Raw genomic sequence first — 17973 nt, forward strand, 5'->3', positions numbered from 1 at the left:
TCGGGCTGCAACCAGCGCGCTCTCACACCCACCACCGAGGGTGTGGACCTGTGACAGAGGACCCGCGCTGTTTTTGGCACCGGACAGCGCGGGTTCTGCAGCACCGTCATCGCGGGAGCAGGACCCGGACCTGGTCTCTGATCTGCTGCACGATTTCTTCTCGCGAGCTGGTGCTGTTGATCGTCGACGCCATAGTGACGAACATGATCGCGGAGATGATGTGCGCGAGGGTTGGCGCGTCGCCGGGGGTGGTGCGTTGGTCGCGCTTCAGCACGTCAGCGATGGCGATTTCGGTCTGCACGGTCAGGGCCAGCGCGTCGCGATGGTGGGGTTCCTCGAAATCACCGAAGACCATCTCCCGCAGATAGGTTCGTCCATTGTCGACTTGTTTGCGATTGCACTCGACGATGCTGGCGACGATCGTCATGACCGCGTCGAGTATCTCGGGGATGTGCTCGGCCGCCGCAATGCCGCGTGCGAGCGCCTCGGCATAGGTGGCGTTTTGCACGAGTAGGAGGAGCTCGCCTTTGTTCTTGACGTAGAGGAACAAGGTGCCTGCGCCGATGTCGGCTTTGTCGGCGATCTCTTGGGTGGTGACTTCGTCGACGCCGCGTTCGGCGAAGAGCTCTTGGGCGGCGGCGGTGATCCGGTCGAGCTTTTGCTGTTTGTTTCGCTCGCGCCGGCCGGCTTGTCGTGGGACGGGTGACACCTCTGAGTCCTTCGCTTCTGCTGTGTAGGTCGACTGTCGACGAGGCTATTGTGCCGTGTCGACGACACCGACCTCGACGTCACGAAGTTGCGGATAGAGTGTCTCGATCGGATTGCTCAGTGCCGCTTTGACTTTGGCGGTCACCTCGTCGGCGACGACCTCGTACTCACCGGCTTCGACGGCGTCGTAGACCTTGGTCACCAGTTCCGCCGGCGGTATCTTGGGTCCGTCGGCGTGTGCGGCCATCGGTGTGTCGACGTAGGCCATGTGGACGCCGGTCACGTGGACGCCGTGGGGTGCGAGCTCGAGCCGCAGTGAGTTGGTGGCCGACCAGAGAGCGGCTTTGGAGGCACTGTAGACGCCACCGAATCCATACCAGCTCGCCACCGAGTGCACGTCCACGAGTACCGACTCCGGCCCGGCGGTGAGCACCGGCGCGAACGCACGGGCTAGGAAGACCGGCCCGAAGAAGTTGGTCTCCATATTCGCGCGGATATCGGCTTCGGTCGACTCGATCAGACTCGCGCTCGGCGCAGTGGCGCCCGCGTTGTTGACGAGCACGGTCACATCCGGCGCCGCGATCACCGCCGCGGCGACAGAGGCGCCGTCGGTGATGTCGAGGGTGAGCGGGACGATGCGCTCGTCGTCCCATGGGCGCGGTGTGCGGGCCGTGGCGTAAACCTTGGTCGCACCGCGCGCGAGAGCTTGGTGGACGAAATGGGTTCCGATGCCGCCGTTGGCTCCGGTGACCAGGACGACTGCTCCGTTGAGGGAAGGCATGTTCGGTTCTTTCTGTAGTAAGGAATGTGCGGGTTTGCGTGACGCTTGATCTATCGGGCGAGGAATTCGATTGCGGCGGGGGCGAACTCGTCGTGGTATTGGAAGATGCCGCCGTGTCCGGAGTCTGGGTAGATGATCAGCTCGCTGTCGGGGATGCGTCGGTGCAGATCCTCGGAGAGGACCGAAGCCACCATGCGGTCGTTGTCGCCGTTGGCGATCAGGGTTGGTGATGTGATCGTGGCGAGGTTGTCGGGGGAGTGGCGTCCCCACTTCTTGATCGCGGTCAACTGTGTGCGAAGTGTTGTCACAGTGACGGGTGTGTCTCGGTCGGTGGTGCGTTCGGCGAGTCGGTGGATGAACGCACGCGCGGCCGACTTGCCGACGGTGTTGCGGTTGAAGAACAGGAATTCTTTGGGATCTGAGCGGGTCGCGGTGGCACGCAAGATGTCTCGGTAGGTGGTGGCGGCGACCTTGTCGATGCCTTTGCCGCCCTTGGGTCCGGTGCCCGTGAGCACAAGTTTGCGAATCAGCGCAGGGTGTTTCAGCACCAGCTCCTGGGCGACGAAACCGCCGAGGGAGAAGGCGAAGACATCGATCTCGTCGAACCCGAGCGCGGTGATGAAGGTGTAGGCGTCGTCGGCCATCGCCTCGACACTGTCGGGCACGCGGCCCGTGGACGCCCCGACACCACGGTTGTCGAAGGTGATGACATGGCGCTGCCGTGCGATGGGGTCGATGATCCGGGGGTCCCAGTTATCGAGGTTGGCGGCCAGGTGGACGAAGAAGACGACAGGGATGCCGCCCTTGGGTCCCAGTTCGCGGTAGGCGTAGGTCACTCCACCGGCCGCGATGGTGCGGGTCGGCGCGTCCTTGTAAGAGGTGATGACATCCCTGTGTGTGCTCATGATGTTGTCCCGCTTCCTCATTCGATGATCCGGGCTCGGTCAGGGCATTGTGATGACGGATTTGCCGCGGGTGCCGCGCTCCTCCAGGGACTGCAGCGCTTGCGCGGTCTGGGCGAAGTCGAAGACCCGGCCCACGACCGGACGTAGTGCCCCGGCGTCGACGAGGGCGGTGATGCGGCGAAGCTGTGCACCGTCGGCGCGCATGAACAGGAACTCGTAGTTCACGCCGAGCCGCTTTGCCTGACGGCGGATTCCGCTGCTGAGTACGGTGATCGCCAGCCGGAGTACAAGGTTCGCACCGAGATCGCGGGCGAAGGCCGGGTCAGGTGGTCCGGCGATGCCGATCGCCTTGCCGCCGGGGCGGAGTACCCGCAGCGACTTCTCGAGGTTCTTCCCGCCGAGGCTGTCCAGGACCAGGTCGTATCCGTCGAGTAGCTGTTCGAAGTCTTGATCGCGGTAGTCGATCACGACGTCCGCGCCGAGCTCGCGAACGAATTCGACGTTGCCGGTGCTGACCGTGGTGGCGACCGTGGCACCGAGGTGCTTGGCGAGCTGGATCGCGATCGATCCGACTCCGCCCGCGCCGGCGTGGATGAGGACTCGTTGCCCCGGCTGCAGGTTCCCGCGTTCGACGAGGGCCTGCCATGCGGTCAAAGCCACCAGGGGGAGGGAGGCGGCGTCCTCGAAGCTGATCGAGGTCGGCTTGAGCGCCAGATCGGCTTCGGCAATCGCGATTCGCTCGGCGAACGTGCCGATGCGGTCCTTGTCCGGGCGAGCGTAGACCTCGTCGCCTAGCTTGAACCCCTGTACTTTCGCCCCGACGCCGATCACAGTTCCGGCCACGTCGTTGCCCAGAATCAGCGGCAGTTCGTACGGCAGGATCTGCTTGAACTCGCCCACCCGGATCTTCTCGTCGAGGACGTTGAGCCCGGCGGCCTGGACCTGCACGAGTACGTCTCGCTCTCCGACGACGGGCTCGGGAACATCGGCTTGCTGTAGCGGGTCCTTGTATTGATTGACGACGAACGCTCGCATGAGGACTTTCCTTCTCGTTTCGAGGATCGGTACCGAGCATAGTTCTGAGGTTACTCAATTATGAGCATACTCAGTATGCGCGTCGTGGCAAGCGGCCGAGTTGGCTCCGCTTGCAGGTGCCGGACGCGTTCGAGTCGGCGAGTTCGACTACGCACAGCGACGGACAGGCGAAGCGGGCGGCGGTATATGCGCCGCCCGCTCCTGCACCGCCGCCGCGAGGTCAAGGCCACCGACAACGGCTGATCTCCTTTTCGTTGTCGGCGGGTGTGGTTGATCGGCGCAGTATTCTCCGTGCATGCTCGACGAAACCGACTCCCCGAGAACCGAGTGAAGGAGCCCGGCTCTGTGACCTGCGACGTGTCGAGTATCCAGCTGATCGCCAGGTACCGTTGGGCGGTGAACCCAGCTGATGTGCGACTCCTGAAAGACGGCGATCTCGAGACCCGCGAGGACAATCTGCGGCTCCTGCTCGTGCGGGCTGAGGACGGCGACACATCCGCCAAGGAGACATTGCGCGCGCTGGTGCGTGACTATCCCGACTACCACCGGTCGCTCTACAGCAGGGCATTGAACCGGGCCGAGGTGTTCGGTGACGACACCCTGCGCGAACCTCTGCTCGCGTCCCTCGCTGACACCCGCTACAACTGCCAGGCGTGGGCCGCGATGGGCTGCGCGGCCCTCGGGATCCAGGAGGCGGTCCCCGGCTTGGTCGCGATGCTGGATCACCCGCAGGACATTGCCCGAGATCAGGCGGTGATCGCCCTCGGCGTGCTCGGCGACGAATCGGTGGTCCCGGTGCTCGCGCCCCTGCTGCAGGACTCGATCAGCGGAATGCGCGAGCGCGCCGCCGAAGCGCTCGGCATGATCGGCGGCGACGCGGCGCTGGCCGCTCTCTGGGACGAATTCGAGAATCGCCGCTACTACCGCATCGGCTACATCGCCAGCGCGTTGTCGGAATTCGCCCCGGACATCATCCCGAGGCTGATCGAGGCGGCCGCAGGCGACGATCCCGACAAGCGGTACTGGGCGGCCGTCGCCCTCGGTTCGACCGGCGACGATCGTGCCGTGCCGACACTGGAACGACTGATGGCCGACGATCGTGGCTCCACCGTCTTCGACGGCATGGTCAGCGTCGCCGCGAAGAAGGGCCTGCGCACGCTACGCCGAATCCAAGCCGCGATCGCCGCCCGCGAATCCTGAGCACGCAGCCCGGGATAGTTGTCGGTGCCTGACGATAGTCTCGTCCGGTGTCAGTGAATATCGATGTCGCCCTGACTGTTCGGGGGCTCGCGAACGAACGCGAGTGGGTGGGGATGACCGACTTGCTCGTCGAGGTCTTCAAGGACGAGCGACTCGAGGACGAGGTCTTCGTCTGGATGGAGGAGACCGCGGACGGCCTGTTCGTCCGCGCGAAATCGGACTACCCGGTGATCTTCAGCGGGTTCTTCCGCTGGAGTGGGGCTTTCGAAGATCGCCTCACCCGCCGGGTGGCAGCACTCGTCCCACAGGCCCGCGTGGCGTTCGACTGGGGGTATCCGGATGAAGAATGACGAAACCGGCCACGAGTGGATCGACGTACTACCGGACACAGCGCCGACGATCCACCGAAACCTGGACGTGACGGTCGGCGAGCGCACCCTGACCACCCTCACCCGCACCCAACTCAGCTATTGGATCAGCAAACTGAAATACAGTCGCGGCGGCCCGTTCATGACGGTATCCCGCCCCGACCACCCCGAATTCATCCAGACCTACCGCCACAGCGACACCGACTACTACCTCGAGATCCGCTCACCCGATTCCCTCGACGAGTTGGCCTCGACGACCGTGCGAGACGGTGAAACAGTCGCTGACCTCATCTGGGAGTGGTTGGAGCGCAAGGGAAGTCGACTCGATGCGTTGCAATGGGAGCGGCACACGATCTAGCCCCCCGCTGCGGCCGTCAAGTCGCAGTGTGTACTCGACTACCTCAATGACGGCTGGACCCGGATCTACGAGTACGACGGCCCTGACGCGGGAATCGATTACGTTCGCGTCCACTTGAGACGTGGCAGAACTGTGCTCCGGTTTCGCTGGGACAACATCGACGAGGGAAGCGTGTCCGGCCCCCGGAGGTATATCGAGGACATCGCGCGGTATGTCCGCGAGAACGGCACTCGGCGTCCGTCCTGAACCGGTGACTCGCGGTGCTGGTGGCCGACACCGCGACGTGCTCTCGTACGGTGGTGGCATGGGCGGACGGATGGTGGTTGTCGGTGCGGATGCGACAGGGATGGCGGCGGCGTCGCAGGCGCGGAGGTTGCGTGATGTCGGTGAGCTCGAGATCGTGGTGTTCGAGAAGGGCAACCACTCCTCGTACTCGGCATGCGGGATTCCGTACTGGGTTGCTGGGGATGTTCCCGGTGCCGATGATCTGATCGCGCGGTCGGTGGCCGAACACCGTGCTCGTGATATCGATCTGCGGATGCGGACCGAGGTGACCGAGATCGACCCGGTGGGGCGACGGGTGCTTTCTCGCGATCTCGACACCGGTGCGCAGGAATGGACGGGTTACGACCAGCTCGTGCTGGCCACCGGCGCGACGCCGGTCCGCCCGCCGTTGCCCGGTATCGACGCCGAAGGCGTGTACGGCGTGCAGACCCTCGATGACGGGCAGGCGCTCATCGATGGGCTGGAGTCGGCGACCGGACGGGAAGCCGTCGTGGTGGGAGCCGGGTACATCGGTGTCGAGATGGCTGAGGCGTTGGTGCGTCGGGGATTCGAGGTCACCATGATCACCCGAGCCGCAGAACCTATGTCCACGCTGGACTCGGACATGGGCGCGCTCGTGCGAAAAGCCATGGAGGGGATGGGAATACGGATCATCCGTGATGTCGAGGTGACCGGAATGCGGACGGCCGCCGATGGCAAGGTCTGTGCGGTGACCACCGCCGATGCCGAGTACCCGGCCGCTGTGGTCGTGCTGGGGATCGGCGTACGCCCAGCGACTGATCTCGCCCGTCAGGCAGGTCTTCCGCTGGGCGAGAGCGATGGTCTGCTCACCGATCTCGCCCAGCGCGTGCGCGGGTACGACGACATCTGGGCCGGTGGTGATTGTGTGGAGGTACTGGACCTGGTGTCGGGCACGCTCCGTCACATCCCGCTCGGCACCCACGCCAACAAGCACGGCCAGGTGATCGGATCGGGCGTCGGTGGCGGGTATGCCACCTTCCCCGGTGTGGTCGGCACGGCGGTGAGCAAAGTCTGTGACCTGGAGGTGGCGCGCACCGGCTTGGGAGAGAAGGACGCTCGGCGTGCCGGGTTGCAGTTCCACTGCGTCAGCATCGAATCCACCGGCCGCGCGGGGTATTTCCCCGGCGCGGAGCCCATGACGGTGAAGATGCTCGCCGAACGCCGCACCGGTCGCCTGCTCGGTGTGCAGATCGTCGGACGCGATGGCGCCGCCAAGCGCATCGACATCGCGGCGGTGGCACTCACCGCGAGAATGACAGTCGAACAGGTCACCGCCCTCGACCTCGGTTACGCACCACCGTTTTCCCCGGTGTGGGACCCCGTCCTCGTCGCCGCCAGAGCAGCGGTCCGTGCGGTGGCAAAGGGTCGATGACCACCTCGAAAGTCACCAGAAGCTGGGTGTGAGGCCCCACGACTCGAACTCTGCCGACAACAGCTCGCGCAGGGCAGCGCGGGTGGGGAAGCGGTCGGGGTCAGCGCCGGTGACAGCCAAGGTCACCATGTTGCCGTCGGTGGAGAAGGACAGGTTCACGCCTACCTCGACTCGGCGGAACATGGTGGTGTCGTTGGTGCAGACGACCGGGCGCATGAGAACGGCGGAGGCGTGATGGCCCGCGAAATCCGCTACGCCGCCGGCAGTTTCACCCAGGTTGGTGCACAGGCATTCCGGGGCTTTGGCGGTGCGGGCGAAATGGCGCAGGACGAAGCGGGGGAGGATCATCTGCAACGGTTGTAGGTGTTGCAAAGCGGGTGTGGTGGTCGGGTCTCGGTAGGCGGTGGCGGCGCGCTTCACGGCGGAGCGGACAGCGGCGAGGTCGATGCGTTCGCCGGTGCGGTAGGTGACCGAGATCGGCAGACCGGTGGTGGCGTTGGCGCGGGGGTCCTCGGGCGTGCGCATCGAATGGGGGATGTCCACGCGGATGTCGGCGGCGTCGCCGACGCGCCCGCTGCGACCGAGGATGCCGGCGCCCAGCGCGATCAGGAGCCCGTTCGTGGTGCCGGAATATCGTGTGGCGGCGGCGTTCCACTCGGTGAGGTCGAGCTGGACCACCAGGTCGGCCGGTGACCACTGGGCCGGAAGGGGAAGCTCCGGGAACGCGGGACGAAGGGTGCGGTCCGGCTCGGTGACGCCACGGGTGGCGATCGCCGCGCGAATCCCCTTCGCGACCGCACGCAGCTGTCGGCCTGCATCGAGCACGTTCGCGCTCAACGAGTTCTGCGGTGGTTTGCCCACCAGCTGGCCCGAACCGGTTGTGAAGTCCGGGCTCTCATCGAGCCGTGCCAGCGCGTCGCCCACGGCGAACAGCACCGCGCCGCCGTCGGATGCCACATGCGAGGTCACCAGCGACACCAGCGTCCCACCCGCCGTGGTCGGCGCCGCGGACAGCCGCCACACCTGTCCTGTCTCGGGATCGAAGTCCACTCGGCTCTGCGCGAAATACCAGTCGAGGATCTCCTCGTCGGCGACGGGCACCGGATCCCAGCCCAGCGGCAGCGATTCCGTCGCGGGGAGCCAATAGGGACGGGCGAACGGAACCCGGGTCGGTTGCACACGGCGGGCCAGGAAACCCCGGGCCAAGTGGGCGTGGAAGCGGGCCAGCAGCTCGGGCGCCAGTGGCTCGTCGAACCGCCAGGCGAGCTGATTGACCAGCGCGTTGCCGTAGAGGCTGTGCAGCTTGAGGAACAGGTCGTCGTCGGCGGTGAGCCGGTTGACGGCAACGGACGCGGTAACGATGGCCGGGGCGGTGAGCGTCATCAGAACTCCTCAGCGAGCACGCAGAGTGCGGACGGTCAGTGGCGCGAAGACGGCGGCGATCACGAGCGAGGCCACCACCGACCAGAGCGCGTCGGTGCCGACGACACCGTCCTCGGCGAGCCCGCGCACCGCGGACACGAGGTAGGACACCGGGTTGTAGTCGGAGACGTAGCCAAGCCAGGTCGGCATCGCCGACTCGGGCACCAGCGCGTTGGAAGCGAAACTCAAGAAGGTGAGCACCAGCATCGACATGCCCTGCACCGCGGCGGGTCTGGACACGATGACTCCGATGAACGCGAACAACCAGCTGATCGCGATGGTGGCGAGGACCACGAGCACCGCACCGGCGACGAATCCGACCGGATGATCCGGGCGATAACCCATCGCGAACCCGACGATCACCACCGTGGTCGCGGCGATGACATACCGGGTGGCCCCAGCGAGCAGCGCCCCGGCGACCGGTGCCGACCGGGCGATCGGCATGGCGACGAACCGATCGAAGACCCCGCACCGAATGTCCTCGGACAGTTGCACTCCGGTGGCGACCGACGAGGTGAGCACGATCTGCACCAGCACGCCGGGAATCAGAATCGGTAGGTATGCCTGCGTGCTGCCCGCGATGGCCGTGCCGAAAATGCTGCCGAACAGCAGCGGCCCCACGATCGGCAGCAGCAGCGCGTCGTAGAGCAACTGCGGGCTGTGCCGGAAGGTGAGCAGACCTCGCCACGCCATCATCAGCGACTGGAACAGCGAGGCGCGCAGGCTGACATGGGTGATGCGGGGACGGCGGTCGATCATCGGAGGCGTGGTCTGCTCGACGGCGATCTCGGTGATGGTGGCAGTCATGGTGGCCTCGGTCTTTCGGATCAGGCGGCGACGCGGTCGGTGCCGGTCAGAGCGAGGAATACTTCGTTGAGATCGGGACGGTCGACGGCGAAACCGCGCAGCGCGATGCCCGCGGCGCGGCAGGCGGCGACGATATCGGCGGCGGTGCCGGCATCGGTGAGCGCGACGGTGAGCATGCCCGCCGAAGACCCTTCGGGTATCTCGCCGGTGAGCTCGACGACGATGGCCTCCGCATGGGTGGACTGGGCGGCATCGGCGAGTTCCAGGCGCAGCACTTGGTCGCCGATCGAGGACTTCAGCTGCGCCGCCGTGCCCTCGGCCACGATCGTCCCGCGATCGATGACGGCGATCCGGTCGGCCAATGCGTCGGCTTCTTCGAGGTATTGCGTCGTGAGCAGGACGGTCGCGCCACGGGCGACGAGCCGCCGGATCACGCCCCACATCTTCTCGCGGGTATGCGGGTCGAGGCCGGTGGTCGGCTCGTCGAGGAAGATCAGCGGCGGGTCGGTGATCAGGGTGGCCGCCAGATCGAGGCGCCGCCGCATGCCGCCGGAGAACTGATTCACCGGCCGGTCGGTGACCTCGGCCAGTTCGAACTCTTCCAGAAGTTCGACACTGCGGCGCGCGGCATCGCGGCGGGAGAGCCCGAGCAGACGGCCGAAAAGCCGCAAATTCTCACCGGCGGTGAGGGTTTCGTCGACCGATGCGTACTGGCCGGTGAGGCCGATCATCGATCGCACGGCGGTGGCGTCGCGCGTGATGTCGTAGCCGAAGATCTCGGCGGTGCCGCGATCGGGACGGACCAGGGTCGCGAGCATGCGGACCATGGTGGTCTTGCCCGCGCCGTTGGGGCCGAGCAGGGCGAAAACGGTGCCCGCCGCGATGGTGAGGTCGACGCTGCCGACAGCGGTGAAATCGCCGTAGGACTTGCCGAGACCGGTGGTGCGGATGGCGATATCGGTATTCACAGTTGCCTCCCGGCGGAATGGAGCAGGTCAGCGGCGACCGGCGAACCCACCAGCGCCTCGACGGCATCGGCGGCTCGCTCGACACCGTCGGTGGCGAAATCGGCGGAATAGGATGCCGCGCGCAGGACCACGTCGGGACGCGAGACCAGATCGAGTAGTGCGTCGAGGCGTTCGCCGGTGAGCTTCTTCGCGGGAATCGTGGCCGCGAGGCCGAGTCGCCGCAACGCCTGACCCCAGTAGGGCTGGTCGGCCTGGACCGAGCAGATCACTTGCGGCACACCCGCTCTCAGCGCGGCGGCGGTCGTCCCGGCGCCACCGTGGTGCACGGCCGCGACACAACGAGGCAGCACCCGAGCGTGATCGACCTGACCGACGATCGCAACGGCATCTTCGAATCCCGGACCGATCGTCGCCCAGCCCGACGCGAGCAGCAGCCGACGACCTCGCCGGGCACACACCTCGCGCAGGGTCGCGACGAACGCGGCCGGATCGCCGACATCCATGGAGCCGAATCCGACGTAGATCGGCGCGGATCCCTCATCCAGCCACGCATCCAGACTCGGTGACGACAGCGGGGGCTCGGAAACCGCTGTACTGCTGAGGAATCCGTTCGAATCGACCGGAAAACCGACGAACGGACCTGGCAACTGTTCGTCTACACCAGAAAACAGTCGTGGGTCGTAAGCCTGAATTCGCACGCTGGCCGCATTCGGCTCGGTGATGACGGGCAGGGCCGGGGCAAGGGCCGCGGCTCGTGCGCGGGCCAGCACCGACCAACCCCATCGGTGCACGAACCCGGGGAGGTGGGCAGCCCAGCGCACCGGTGCGACAGGGACCGCGCTGTTGGGCTGGATCGGGAAGAAGTGCACGGCCGCGAACGGCAGTCCGACCGCCCGCGCCACCGACTCGGCGGCTTCCTCACCCGCCATTCCCGCGACCACCACATCGTGTCCGGGTGCCAGCGCGCGCAGGTCCTCGATCTGTTCGGGCGCTCCACGTCGCTGCAGGTCGAACAGTGCCCGCAGCCGGGCGCGTGGATCGCGGCTGGTGAAGCGTCGGTCGGTGCGCTGCGCGTGCAGGAGGTCGGCGGTATCGCGGCCGAACGGAACCGCGGGAACGCCGTGGTCATGGGCGAAGGCGACGAGGTTCGGCGCGAGCGCCAACGTCACGTCGTGACCGCGCTCGCGCAGCGCACGGGCCAGCAGGATGCCGGGCTGGGCGTCGCCGCGGCTGCCGGTGAAAGCCAACAGTGACCGCATTCGCTCATCCCGCCTGCACGGCGACACGGAGCGCGTCGGTAGCTGGACCCGCATGCACCGCGGCGGTGACCGACGACAATGCCTGCCCGAACGCGGTCAGGAATTCGTCCATCACCTCGGCGGGGAACCCCGCCGGGTACCGGGTCGACACGTACAGCCCGTCGGCCGCGCGCACCACCCACAGGAACACCTCGTCGGGTGAGTACGACTGCGCGCGTAAGGTCCGCCCGCGCAGGTCAGCGACCAACTCGTAGCCCGGCAGGACCCGGATGTCGAGGAACGAGATGCCGAACCGCGGTGTCTCGGTGACATCGAGTAGGCCGAGCACTCGCGACCAGGAGGCGTCGTTGGCGGTGCGTGAACGACGTAACGCGGCACGTGCGAGGTCCATGGCCTCGGCGATGCCCGAGCCGGTGGGCAGGGCGATATCGACCGGCACCACATTGACGAACCAGCCCATCGATTCCATCCAGCGCAGGTCGGGGCGGGTCGCGATCGGCATCACGGTGCGCATCCGGTTCGCGTCGAACCGCTGCTGATTGGCCACGGCCAACGCGGCGAAGACTGCTACCGACATCCGGTGCCGCACCTGGTCGAGGATCGCTTCGATCTGCTCGAGTTCGCCGAGATCGAGCAGCCGTCGCGACACGCTGTGCTGCGGTAGATCCGCGGGAGCGGGCCGCTGGGCATGCGGGGCGAAGCGCGGCATCGCACCGTCGGCGAGGAACTCGCGCCAGGTGGCGACCGCGGGGCAGGCCGGATCCAGTTCAGCCGCGCTCGCCCGTTCCAGGACGGCGAAGTCGGCCGCGCTGCCGAAAGTGACGGACTCGCGCGCCTGGTCGCCCGCCGCCACCTCGCGGTAAAGCGCGCGCAGCTCGAGGATCAGAATGGCTTGGGAATAGGCGTCCATCACAGAGTGATCGGCGGCGACGAGCACCGTGAAATCGCCGGTGTCGGCATGCTCGATCGTGGCCGCGAGGCAGTGTGGCCACACCAGTGGCGACAGACGCTCTTCGAGCGTGCCACGAAGGAATTCATTGATCCGGGTGCCGTCGGTGAGGTCGGGTACCGGCTGCTCGGCGATGCCGACAGTGGCGGGTGCGGCGACGAGTCTGCGCGGTTCGCCCGAGGCCGCGGTGCTCACCGTGGTGCGCAGGCCCTCGTGCCTGGCGTGCCAGCGCCGCAGCGTCTCGCGCCAGGTGGGGGCGTCGAGCGGGGCGTCCATCTCGAAGACGGTGCCGATCCAGCGGCCGCGACCGGGCAGTGGATCGGCGGGATCGACGCTCGCGCAGTAATCGGCGTGCACGCTGGTCAGCGGACGATCGTCGAGCCGCCATGCGTCGGTGGCGAGTTCGGGCGTCCACATCGACAAAACGCCTGAACGGATTTCGAATTCGGACAGGTGGGTGTATTCCATGACCGGTTCACCTCGTGACGAATGCATGCCGAAGCGGCGGAAGGATGGGATTCGGGAGAACACCGCACTGTGTCACCTGATGCGTCGAACTTCGGCGGTAATATATTTCCGTGAAGTCTCGGCGTGAGTGATCGTATATGTGATCCTGCTGAGAGGAAGACGGTGACGGGCATCACGGTTTCATTGAACAAAAGTCTGCCGCCTGCTGTTTTATGTCATCGCGTGACGGGTTCTCTTGTCGTGCTTCAGTGTTGGAAGTAGGCGCATTCGGGTACGTGATTGTCTCCAGATATTTTGTTCATTCCGGATGGGATGATCCTTGTATGCACGATCACACTGGCGGAGGCGGTCGTCCGAGTTTGTTTCCCTTGCGTTCACCTGCCGCGATTCATATATGCCGTTCGTTGTATGGCGATCGGTGCATCCGGGATCGTCGGCCAGGTATATCCGCCGCGCGGGGGTCGGCGACCGGTTCGGGGTCGTTGTCGGAAACCAGTGCGGGCGTCGTCATCTGTCTGTTATCACAACGTTGCTCACTCGAGGCCGGTTGCTATGGTGAAGGCGCGAAGTGTTCGTCCGAATGTGAAGGAAGACAATGGGAAGCACTGCCCTCGACATCATGGCGTTGGTCCTCAACCGCGTCACCGAGTTCTGGAACTGGATGGCGACCGGATCGTCGGGATTCCCGCCGCTGTGATCGGCTGAGATCACGCTGTTTCTGTGAAACCCCTGGAGGCCGTTGGCTTTCGGGGGTTTCGCCGTTCCTCGGCGCGCGAGCCGATCGTAGAGTGGGCTGATGACGACGGTGGGGACGCGCACGACAGATCAGGCGCCACGGCGATGGTCGGTGGCGATGTGGGTCACCACCGGGTTCGCGACGGTGGCGATCGCGGTGACGCTCGTGGTCGACGCCACCCACATCGACCTTCTCGGCTGGGTTGTCGCGGTCGTGATGCTGCTGGCCTGCGGGGTGTCCTGGATGATTCTGGCGCCGATCGGGTGTGCTCGGTATCGGGAGTATCGGGCCGTCGTCGTCGCCCCGGTGGTGGTGATCGTCGGGCTGGGCCTGGTGTGGTTCGGGGTGCCGGACAAAGTGGGATGGTGGCTGTCGTCCGCGGCGATGACCGATGCCGCCCGGAATTGCCGGGAATCGGAGGGGCAGTGGTTCGGTGTCATTCGGGCCACTGGTGTCAGACCCGACGACGGTGGATGTCAGTTCACTATCGATGACATGGCGATTTCCGGCGGGTTGGCCTACTTTCCGCCGGGAACTCCGCCGCCGGATCACGGCGGTGCGGGATATCAGCCCGTCTATACGCCCTATGACGGAAATTGGTACCGGTTCGCGGTGACGCTGCACGAGCACCCATGACCGCCGTGCCGCGTGCCCGATTCGTGTCGTACCCCGGCGTTACCGTTGTCGCACAACCCGAGTCGAGGGAGGGTGGCGATGGCCGAGAATGTGCGAGAACGTGCGCAGCGCCCGGAAGATCTGAGCCGGCTGGTGGTCGAGCGATTGAACGCCGGTGATGTGGACGGACTCGTCGAGCTGTACGAGTCCGACGCGGTGCTCGCACTGCCGGATGGGGTCGTCGCGACCGGGGTGGACGAGATCAGGGCAGCTTATACGCGACTGGTCGCCGATCGACCCGTGTTCCAACCCGGTCACCAGGCGCCCGCCTTACTCGCGGGCGATCTGGCGCTGACATCGTCACGTCTGCCCGGTGGCCCCGGCGCGACCGTGGAGGTGGCACGCAGGCAGCCCGACGGCAGCTGGCGCTGGATCCTCGATCAACCGAACGCGCCCTGGGTGGTCAGTGCACCGGCAGTTCGGTCGAACGTGCCCGGCTGATCAGTTCGGGTTCAGGCCGGTCGCGAAGACGACGACGACCTTGTCGTCGGTCACCTCACTGACGCGAACATCGGTGCCGTTGCTGGCCTGGGACTGGCCGACCGGAACCGTGATCTGCTGGCCACCGACGCTCAGGGTGACCATGTCACCGTTCACGGCGACGAGTTCGGCGTCGATACCGAGGATCGAGGCCTTGGCGCTCACGCCCCGGTCGAAGGTGACGGTGCACCCGCTCACGGTGCATTCGGAGGTGGTGCCGGGTCCGGTCATGGTGCACGCGGAAACGGCGAGAGGAAGCAGGAGGGCGAACGCGGAAAGCGTGATCAGCCGACGAACAGGCACGGCAGTCAGTGTAGTGCGTCGAAGGCGCAACGGAACGGTCTCGCCAGGTTGCTCGCCGATCACACCGGGAATACCGTCGCTGTGAGGTAGCCGGCATCGCATCGATGCCGATCGTGTCAGCCGAGGTCGGGAGGTTGCGCACCATGATCGCGAGCGAGATGACCGTTGCCAGCCGCTGGTGGTGGCGTCCGGGGTGGACACCGGGTCGTTCGTTCTACAACTGGCAGATCACGCCGAGCCAGCCGGTCGCCGACAAACTGCTCGAGATCTTCGCGCCCACTCTCTCGCGCCTGCCCGGCCTCGAGCAGGTAGACGCCGCGCGGCTGCGGATCGGTGTGCAGGGCATCGGGTTCGCCGACGGGGTCAAAGGGGTGCACCTGGCGGCGCTGGTGGCAGGCGCGCGCGATCTACTCGCCCAGCTCGCGCCGTTCCAACTCGCGTTCGGACCGCCAGAGGTCACCGCCGAATCGATCCGATTGCCCATCACCGTCTCGGACGAACTGCTCCGGGTGCGGGCGGACCTGACCGACGCGCTGACCGAGGTGTGGATCCGGGAACGGATCCCCGACTACGGTGAGCCGCTGCGCCCCTACCTGGCGCTGGCCCACGCGACCCACCCGACACCGATGCACGAGATCCGCACCGCGCTAGCCGAGGACGGGTTGGACGACTTCGCCCTCGACGACACGGTCTCCGCGGTCTCGATGGTCGAATTGCAGTGCGAGGACGGACGATACGACTGGTCCGATGTCAGCACCGCCGGCCTACTGCGTGAACCGGAGCCGGTCGTCGAACAGAGCGTGTTCGACGACCCGCTGTTCGGCCCGCTGCGACACCCGATACCGCCCACTCTCAGGGGTTGAGGCGTGGCGGCGGCGCCCCGTGCGGGAGTCGCGGCCCCACCGCGACCTGAGCGCCCGCGGTGCGTCCGTGCCCCCAACCGAGCTTCTCGCGATACCGGCCGATGTGCTCGGTGGGAACCGCCGCGTCCGGCGGCAGCGGCGTGACCTCGGGCGCGACGTAGAGGGCATCGGTCGGGCAGTACGCCTCGCACATGAAGCAGGTCTGGCAGTCCGATTGCCGTGCGATAACCGGGATCCCGCCGTCGACGCGATCGAAGACATTGGTGGGGCAGGCCGTCACGCATTTGTCGCAGCCGATGCAGTCCTGCGCACGCAGCAGTTCGATCACGACGCCACCGCCAGACCCGAGTTGCGGGTGCTCGCCGAATCGACCCACGGCTCGTCGAGCCCACCCGAATGCAGGTGGTGATGCTGTGCCGGATCGAGGTCGGGATGATCGGCGCGTTTGCTCATCCCACGAGTCTCGGTGCGCGCCAACGTGGATCGGTACATGAGGCGCCCGACCGCGGTGATCGCCGCGGCCTGCCGGGCCCTGACCCGTTCGTCGCCGGTCCCGCCGCCGAGACCCGCCGACGCGGCATCCCACAGTTCGTCGAGCCGGGCGAGAGCGGGGCGCAGCCGGTCACCATGGCGCAGATAGTTCTTCTCGAAGGGGATCAACTCGTCCTGCGCGGCGGTGACGACCTCGGCCGCGGTGACCGACGGTGATTCGGTGGGGCGCAAGCCGACTCCACCGATTCCACGCACCGCACCATCTGAGCGGTCAGCCGTCGTGGCATAGTGCGCGGCGCCCGCGCCCGCCCAGCTTCCCGACGACATCGCCCAGGCGGCATTATGGCTGCCACCGCCGGTGAAACCACCACAGATACGCTCGCGGGTGGCCGCGTCGCCCGCGACGTACAGGCCGGGAACCGTTGTCGCGCAGTGATCGTCGACCACATCGATGCCGCCGGTGCCGCGGACCGTGCCCTCGGCGAGCAGGTCGATCTCGAACCGGTCGGTGAACGGATCGATACCGCGCCGGTCGAACTGCAAGAAGAAGTTCGGCTGACCCACCCGCATCTGCGCCTGCACCGTCTCATCCGCGCGATCGAGCTGCGCGAACACTTTCTCCTGCAACAGGGTTCGGGCGATCACCGAGCGACCCTTGGTCGACCCGGCCTCCTCGAGCACCCGGCCGTCCTCGCCGAAGAAGGTGGCATAGCCGTAGTAGGCGGTCTTGGTGATGGTGGAACCCTTGGGCACGATGGCGTAGGCGTTGGAGAACTCCATGCCCGAGAACCGCGCGCCCGCCTCGGCCGCCATCAACGCGCCGTCGCCGGTGTCGACATTGGTGCCGAGTGCGCGGGAGAGGAACGCGCAACCGCCGGTGGCGAGCACTACCGCGCCCGCGGTGATCCGGTAGTCCCGATCCAGCTGACGCTGATAGCCCGCCGCGCCACGCACCGCGCCCGTTTCGTCGACGAGCAGTTCCAGGGCGGGGGAGTGATCGTGGACCTGCACACCGAGCCGGGTGAGCCACGCCCGCATTCGGCGCATGTACTCCGGCCCCTGCACGCCGGTGCGTAACTGCGCACCGGTGGCCGGGTCCACCGGGAACGGATAGCGGCCCTCGACGGCGAGCCGGTTCATGTTGGCGTAGGTCTGGTCGAGGACGCGATCCATCCAATAGTGGTCGGCGAGGTGACCGCCGAGTGCCTCCCTGCTCGCCTTCGCGTTGGCACGGGCGGCGGCTTCGGGGGCCACGTACCAGACGCCGGTGCCGGAAGGCGCTGTGGCGCCGCTGGTTCCGCAGTAGCCCTTGTCGACCAGGATCACCTCGGCGCCTGCTTCACGGGCGTGGATCGCGGCCCAGGATGCCGCGGGACCGCCGCCGATGATGAGCACGTCGGTACTGGTGTGCCACGGTTCGGTCATGTGTGCTCCTGTGTGTGTCGGCGCGCGCCGCGCGCAGGGTCGTGGCCACCGAGGGCCGGGGTGCGGTGCCCGCCACGAAGGTGCGGGCACCGC

General features: G+C 66.6%; 19 protein-coding genes. 7 read left to right on the forward strand and 12 right to left on the reverse strand.

Translation table 11 applies throughout. The annotated features are described in order from the left end of the window. Positions 1-106: 106 nt before the first annotated feature. Genes OHS03_RS09040 through OHS03_RS09055 form a run of 4 tightly spaced genes read right to left on the reverse strand, consistent with a single transcriptional unit; the run spans position 107 to position 3429 of the window. Complete coding sequence (locus OHS03_RS09040) at positions 107-709, reverse strand: TetR/AcrR family transcriptional regulator (RefSeq protein ID WP_328662314.1); 603 nt, start codon at positions 707-709, stop codon at positions 107-109. Between the two features lie 45 nt (positions 710-754). Further along, the gene (locus OHS03_RS09045) at positions 755-1489 is read right to left on the reverse strand and encodes an SDR family oxidoreductase (protein ID WP_328662315.1); all 735 of its coding nucleotides are present in this window, start codon (positions 1487-1489) and stop codon (positions 755-757) included. Positions 1490-1539: 50 nt separating this feature from the next. Continuing rightward, positions 1540-2394, reverse strand: coding sequence for an alpha/beta fold hydrolase (locus OHS03_RS09050; protein WP_328662316.1), 855 nt, complete (start codon positions 2392-2394; stop codon positions 1540-1542). 39 nt (positions 2395-2433) lie between these two features. Beyond that, a complete protein-coding gene (locus OHS03_RS09055) occupies positions 2434-3429 on the reverse strand; it encodes an NADP-dependent oxidoreductase (RefSeq protein WP_328662317.1) in 996 nt (331 codons plus the stop codon). A 396-nt stretch (positions 3430-3825) separates the two neighbouring features. Here OHS03_RS09055 and OHS03_RS09060 point away from each other — a divergent pair, with 396 nt between their 5' ends. The 4 genes from OHS03_RS09060 to OHS03_RS09075 all read left to right on the forward strand — a co-directional run bounded on the left by OHS03_RS09060 (position 3826) and on the right by OHS03_RS09075 (position 7033). Further along, positions 3826-4629 carry a HEAT repeat domain-containing protein gene (locus OHS03_RS09060; protein WP_162256210.1) on the forward strand — a complete coding sequence of 268 codons (804 nt, stop codon included), beginning with the start codon at positions 3826-3828 and terminating at the stop codon, positions 4627-4629. Positions 4630-4676: 47 nt separating this feature from the next. Next, positions 4677-4979 (forward strand): hypothetical protein, encoded by a 303-nt coding sequence (locus OHS03_RS09065; protein WP_131817049.1) that lies wholly within the window; start codon positions 4677-4679, stop codon positions 4977-4979. Beyond that, a complete protein-coding gene (locus OHS03_RS09070; protein WP_328662318.1) occupies positions 4969-5355 on the forward strand; it encodes a hypothetical protein in 387 nt (128 codons plus the stop codon). Before OHS03_RS09065 ends, OHS03_RS09070 begins: the two co-directional genes overlap by 11 nt. Before the next feature lie 304 nt (positions 5356-5659). Beyond that, positions 5660-7033 (forward strand): FAD-dependent oxidoreductase, encoded by a 1374-nt coding sequence (locus tag OHS03_RS09075; protein WP_328662319.1) that lies wholly within the window; start codon positions 5660-5662, stop codon positions 7031-7033. A gap of 12 nt (positions 7034-7045) precedes the next feature. Here OHS03_RS09075 and OHS03_RS09080 read toward each other — a convergent pair whose 3' ends face one another. From OHS03_RS09080 to OHS03_RS09100, 5 genes are read right to left on the reverse strand one after another with little or no spacing between them, the layout of a single operon-like run. Further along, on the reverse strand, positions 7046-8416 hold the full coding sequence (locus tag OHS03_RS09080; RefSeq protein WP_328662320.1) for a hypothetical protein: 1371 nt from the start codon (positions 8414-8416) through the stop codon (positions 7046-7048). A 9-nt stretch (positions 8417-8425) separates the two neighbouring features. Then, positions 8426-9262, reverse strand: coding sequence for an ABC transporter permease (locus tag OHS03_RS09085; protein ID WP_056817605.1), 837 nt, complete (start codon positions 9260-9262; stop codon positions 8426-8428). Between the two features lie 20 nt (positions 9263-9282). After that, complete coding sequence (locus OHS03_RS09090) at positions 9283-10230, reverse strand: ATP-binding cassette domain-containing protein (RefSeq protein WP_328662321.1); 948 nt, start codon at positions 10228-10230, stop codon at positions 9283-9285. Further along, positions 10227-11489, reverse strand: coding sequence for a glycosyltransferase (locus tag OHS03_RS09095; RefSeq protein WP_328662322.1), 1263 nt, complete (start codon positions 11487-11489; stop codon positions 10227-10229). The genes OHS03_RS09090 and OHS03_RS09095 overlap by 4 nt, the downstream gene beginning before the upstream one ends. Positions 11490-11493: 4 nt before the next feature. Then, complete coding sequence (locus tag OHS03_RS09100; RefSeq protein WP_328662323.1) at positions 11494-12906, reverse strand: condensation domain-containing protein; 1413 nt, start codon at positions 12904-12906, stop codon at positions 11494-11496. Positions 12907-13702: 796 nt separating this feature from the next. On the opposite strand from OHS03_RS09100, the gene OHS03_RS09105 reads away from it, so the two are divergent. After that, positions 13703-14278, forward strand: a complete 576-nt coding sequence (locus OHS03_RS09105) for a hypothetical protein (protein ID WP_328662324.1) — start codon at positions 13703-13705, stop codon at positions 14276-14278. A 78-nt stretch (positions 14279-14356) separates the two neighbouring features. After that, positions 14357-14758 carry a YybH family protein gene (locus OHS03_RS09110; RefSeq protein ID WP_062987500.1) on the forward strand — a complete coding sequence of 134 codons (402 nt, stop codon included), beginning with the start codon at positions 14357-14359 and terminating at the stop codon, positions 14756-14758. Here the strand turns inward: OHS03_RS09110 and OHS03_RS09115 are convergent, their stop codons facing one another. Beyond that, complete coding sequence (locus OHS03_RS09115; protein ID WP_062987502.1) at positions 14759-15100, reverse strand: LSm family protein; 342 nt, start codon at positions 15098-15100, stop codon at positions 14759-14761. Positions 15101-15204: 104 nt separating this feature from the next. Here OHS03_RS09115 and OHS03_RS09120 point away from each other — a divergent pair, with 104 nt between their 5' ends. Further along, positions 15205-15963: a 2'-5' RNA ligase family protein gene (locus OHS03_RS09120; RefSeq protein ID WP_328662325.1), complete on the forward strand. Its 759-nt coding sequence runs from the start codon at positions 15205-15207 to the stop codon at positions 15961-15963. Here OHS03_RS09120 and OHS03_RS09125 read toward each other — a convergent pair. Together OHS03_RS09125 and OHS03_RS09130 are read right to left on the reverse strand one after the other, a co-directional pair. After that, positions 15953-16291 carry a 4Fe-4S dicluster domain-containing protein gene (locus OHS03_RS09125; RefSeq protein ID WP_062987507.1) on the reverse strand — a complete coding sequence of 113 codons (339 nt, stop codon included), beginning with the start codon at positions 16289-16291 and terminating at the stop codon, positions 15953-15955. The genes OHS03_RS09120 and OHS03_RS09125 overlap by 11 nt on opposite strands. Beyond that, entirely contained in the window at positions 16288-17880 is a 1593-nt protein-coding gene (locus OHS03_RS09130) for an FAD-dependent oxidoreductase (protein ID WP_328662326.1), read from the reverse strand. Before OHS03_RS09130 ends, OHS03_RS09125 begins: the two co-directional genes overlap by 4 nt. Between the last annotated feature and the right edge of the window lie 93 nt (positions 17881-17973).

It is taken from the genome of Nocardia salmonicida (assembly GCF_036142455.1).
In the GTDB taxonomy this organism is placed as follows: Bacteria; Actinomycetota; Actinomycetes; order Mycobacteriales; family Mycobacteriaceae; genus Nocardia; species Nocardia salmonicida.

What these genes read in the sequence shown, in the direction of transcription:
- OHS03_RS09070 (WP_328662318.1), top strand. Translation starts at nt 4,969, where the DNA reads ATGAAGAATGACGAAACCGGCCACGAGTGGATCGACGTACTACCGGAC.
- OHS03_RS09045 (WP_328662315.1), bottom strand. Translation starts at nt 1,489, where the DNA reads ATGCCTTCCCTCAACGGAGCAGTCGTCCTGGTCACCGGAGCCAACGGC.
- OHS03_RS09055 (WP_328662317.1), bottom strand. Translation starts at nt 3,429, where the DNA reads ATGCGAGCGTTCGTCGTCAATCAATACAAGGACCCGCTACAGCAAGCC.
- OHS03_RS09075 (WP_328662319.1), top strand. Translation starts at nt 5,660, where the DNA reads ATGGGCGGACGGATGGTGGTTGTCGGTGCGGATGCGACAGGGATGGCG.
- OHS03_RS09100 (WP_328662323.1), bottom strand. Translation starts at nt 12,906, where the DNA reads ATGGAATACACCCACCTGTCCGAATTCGAAATCCGTTCAGGCGTTTTG.
- OHS03_RS09095 (WP_328662322.1), bottom strand. Translation starts at nt 11,489, where the DNA reads ATGCGGTCACTGTTGGCTTTCACCGGCAGCCGCGGCGACGCCCAGCCC.
- OHS03_RS09050 (WP_328662316.1), bottom strand. Translation starts at nt 2,394, where the DNA reads ATGAGCACACACAGGGATGTCATCACCTCTTACAAGGACGCGCCGACC.
- OHS03_RS09110 (WP_062987500.1), top strand. Translation starts at nt 14,357, where the DNA reads ATGGCCGAGAATGTGCGAGAACGTGCGCAGCGCCCGGAAGATCTGAGC.
- OHS03_RS09085 (WP_056817605.1), bottom strand. Translation starts at nt 9,262, where the DNA reads ATGACTGCCACCATCACCGAGATCGCCGTCGAGCAGACCACGCCTCCG.
- OHS03_RS09105 (WP_328662324.1), top strand. Translation starts at nt 13,703, where the DNA reads ATGACGACGGTGGGGACGCGCACGACAGATCAGGCGCCACGGCGATGG.
- OHS03_RS09130 (WP_328662326.1), bottom strand. Translation starts at nt 17,880, where the DNA reads ATGACCGAACCGTGGCACACCAGTACCGACGTGCTCATCATCGGCGGC.
- OHS03_RS09080 (WP_328662320.1), bottom strand. Translation starts at nt 8,416, where the DNA reads ATGACGCTCACCGCCCCGGCCATCGTTACCGCGTCCGTTGCCGTCAAC.
- OHS03_RS09120 (WP_328662325.1), top strand. Translation starts at nt 15,205, where the DNA reads ATGCCGATCGTGTCAGCCGAGGTCGGGAGGTTGCGCACCATGATCGCG.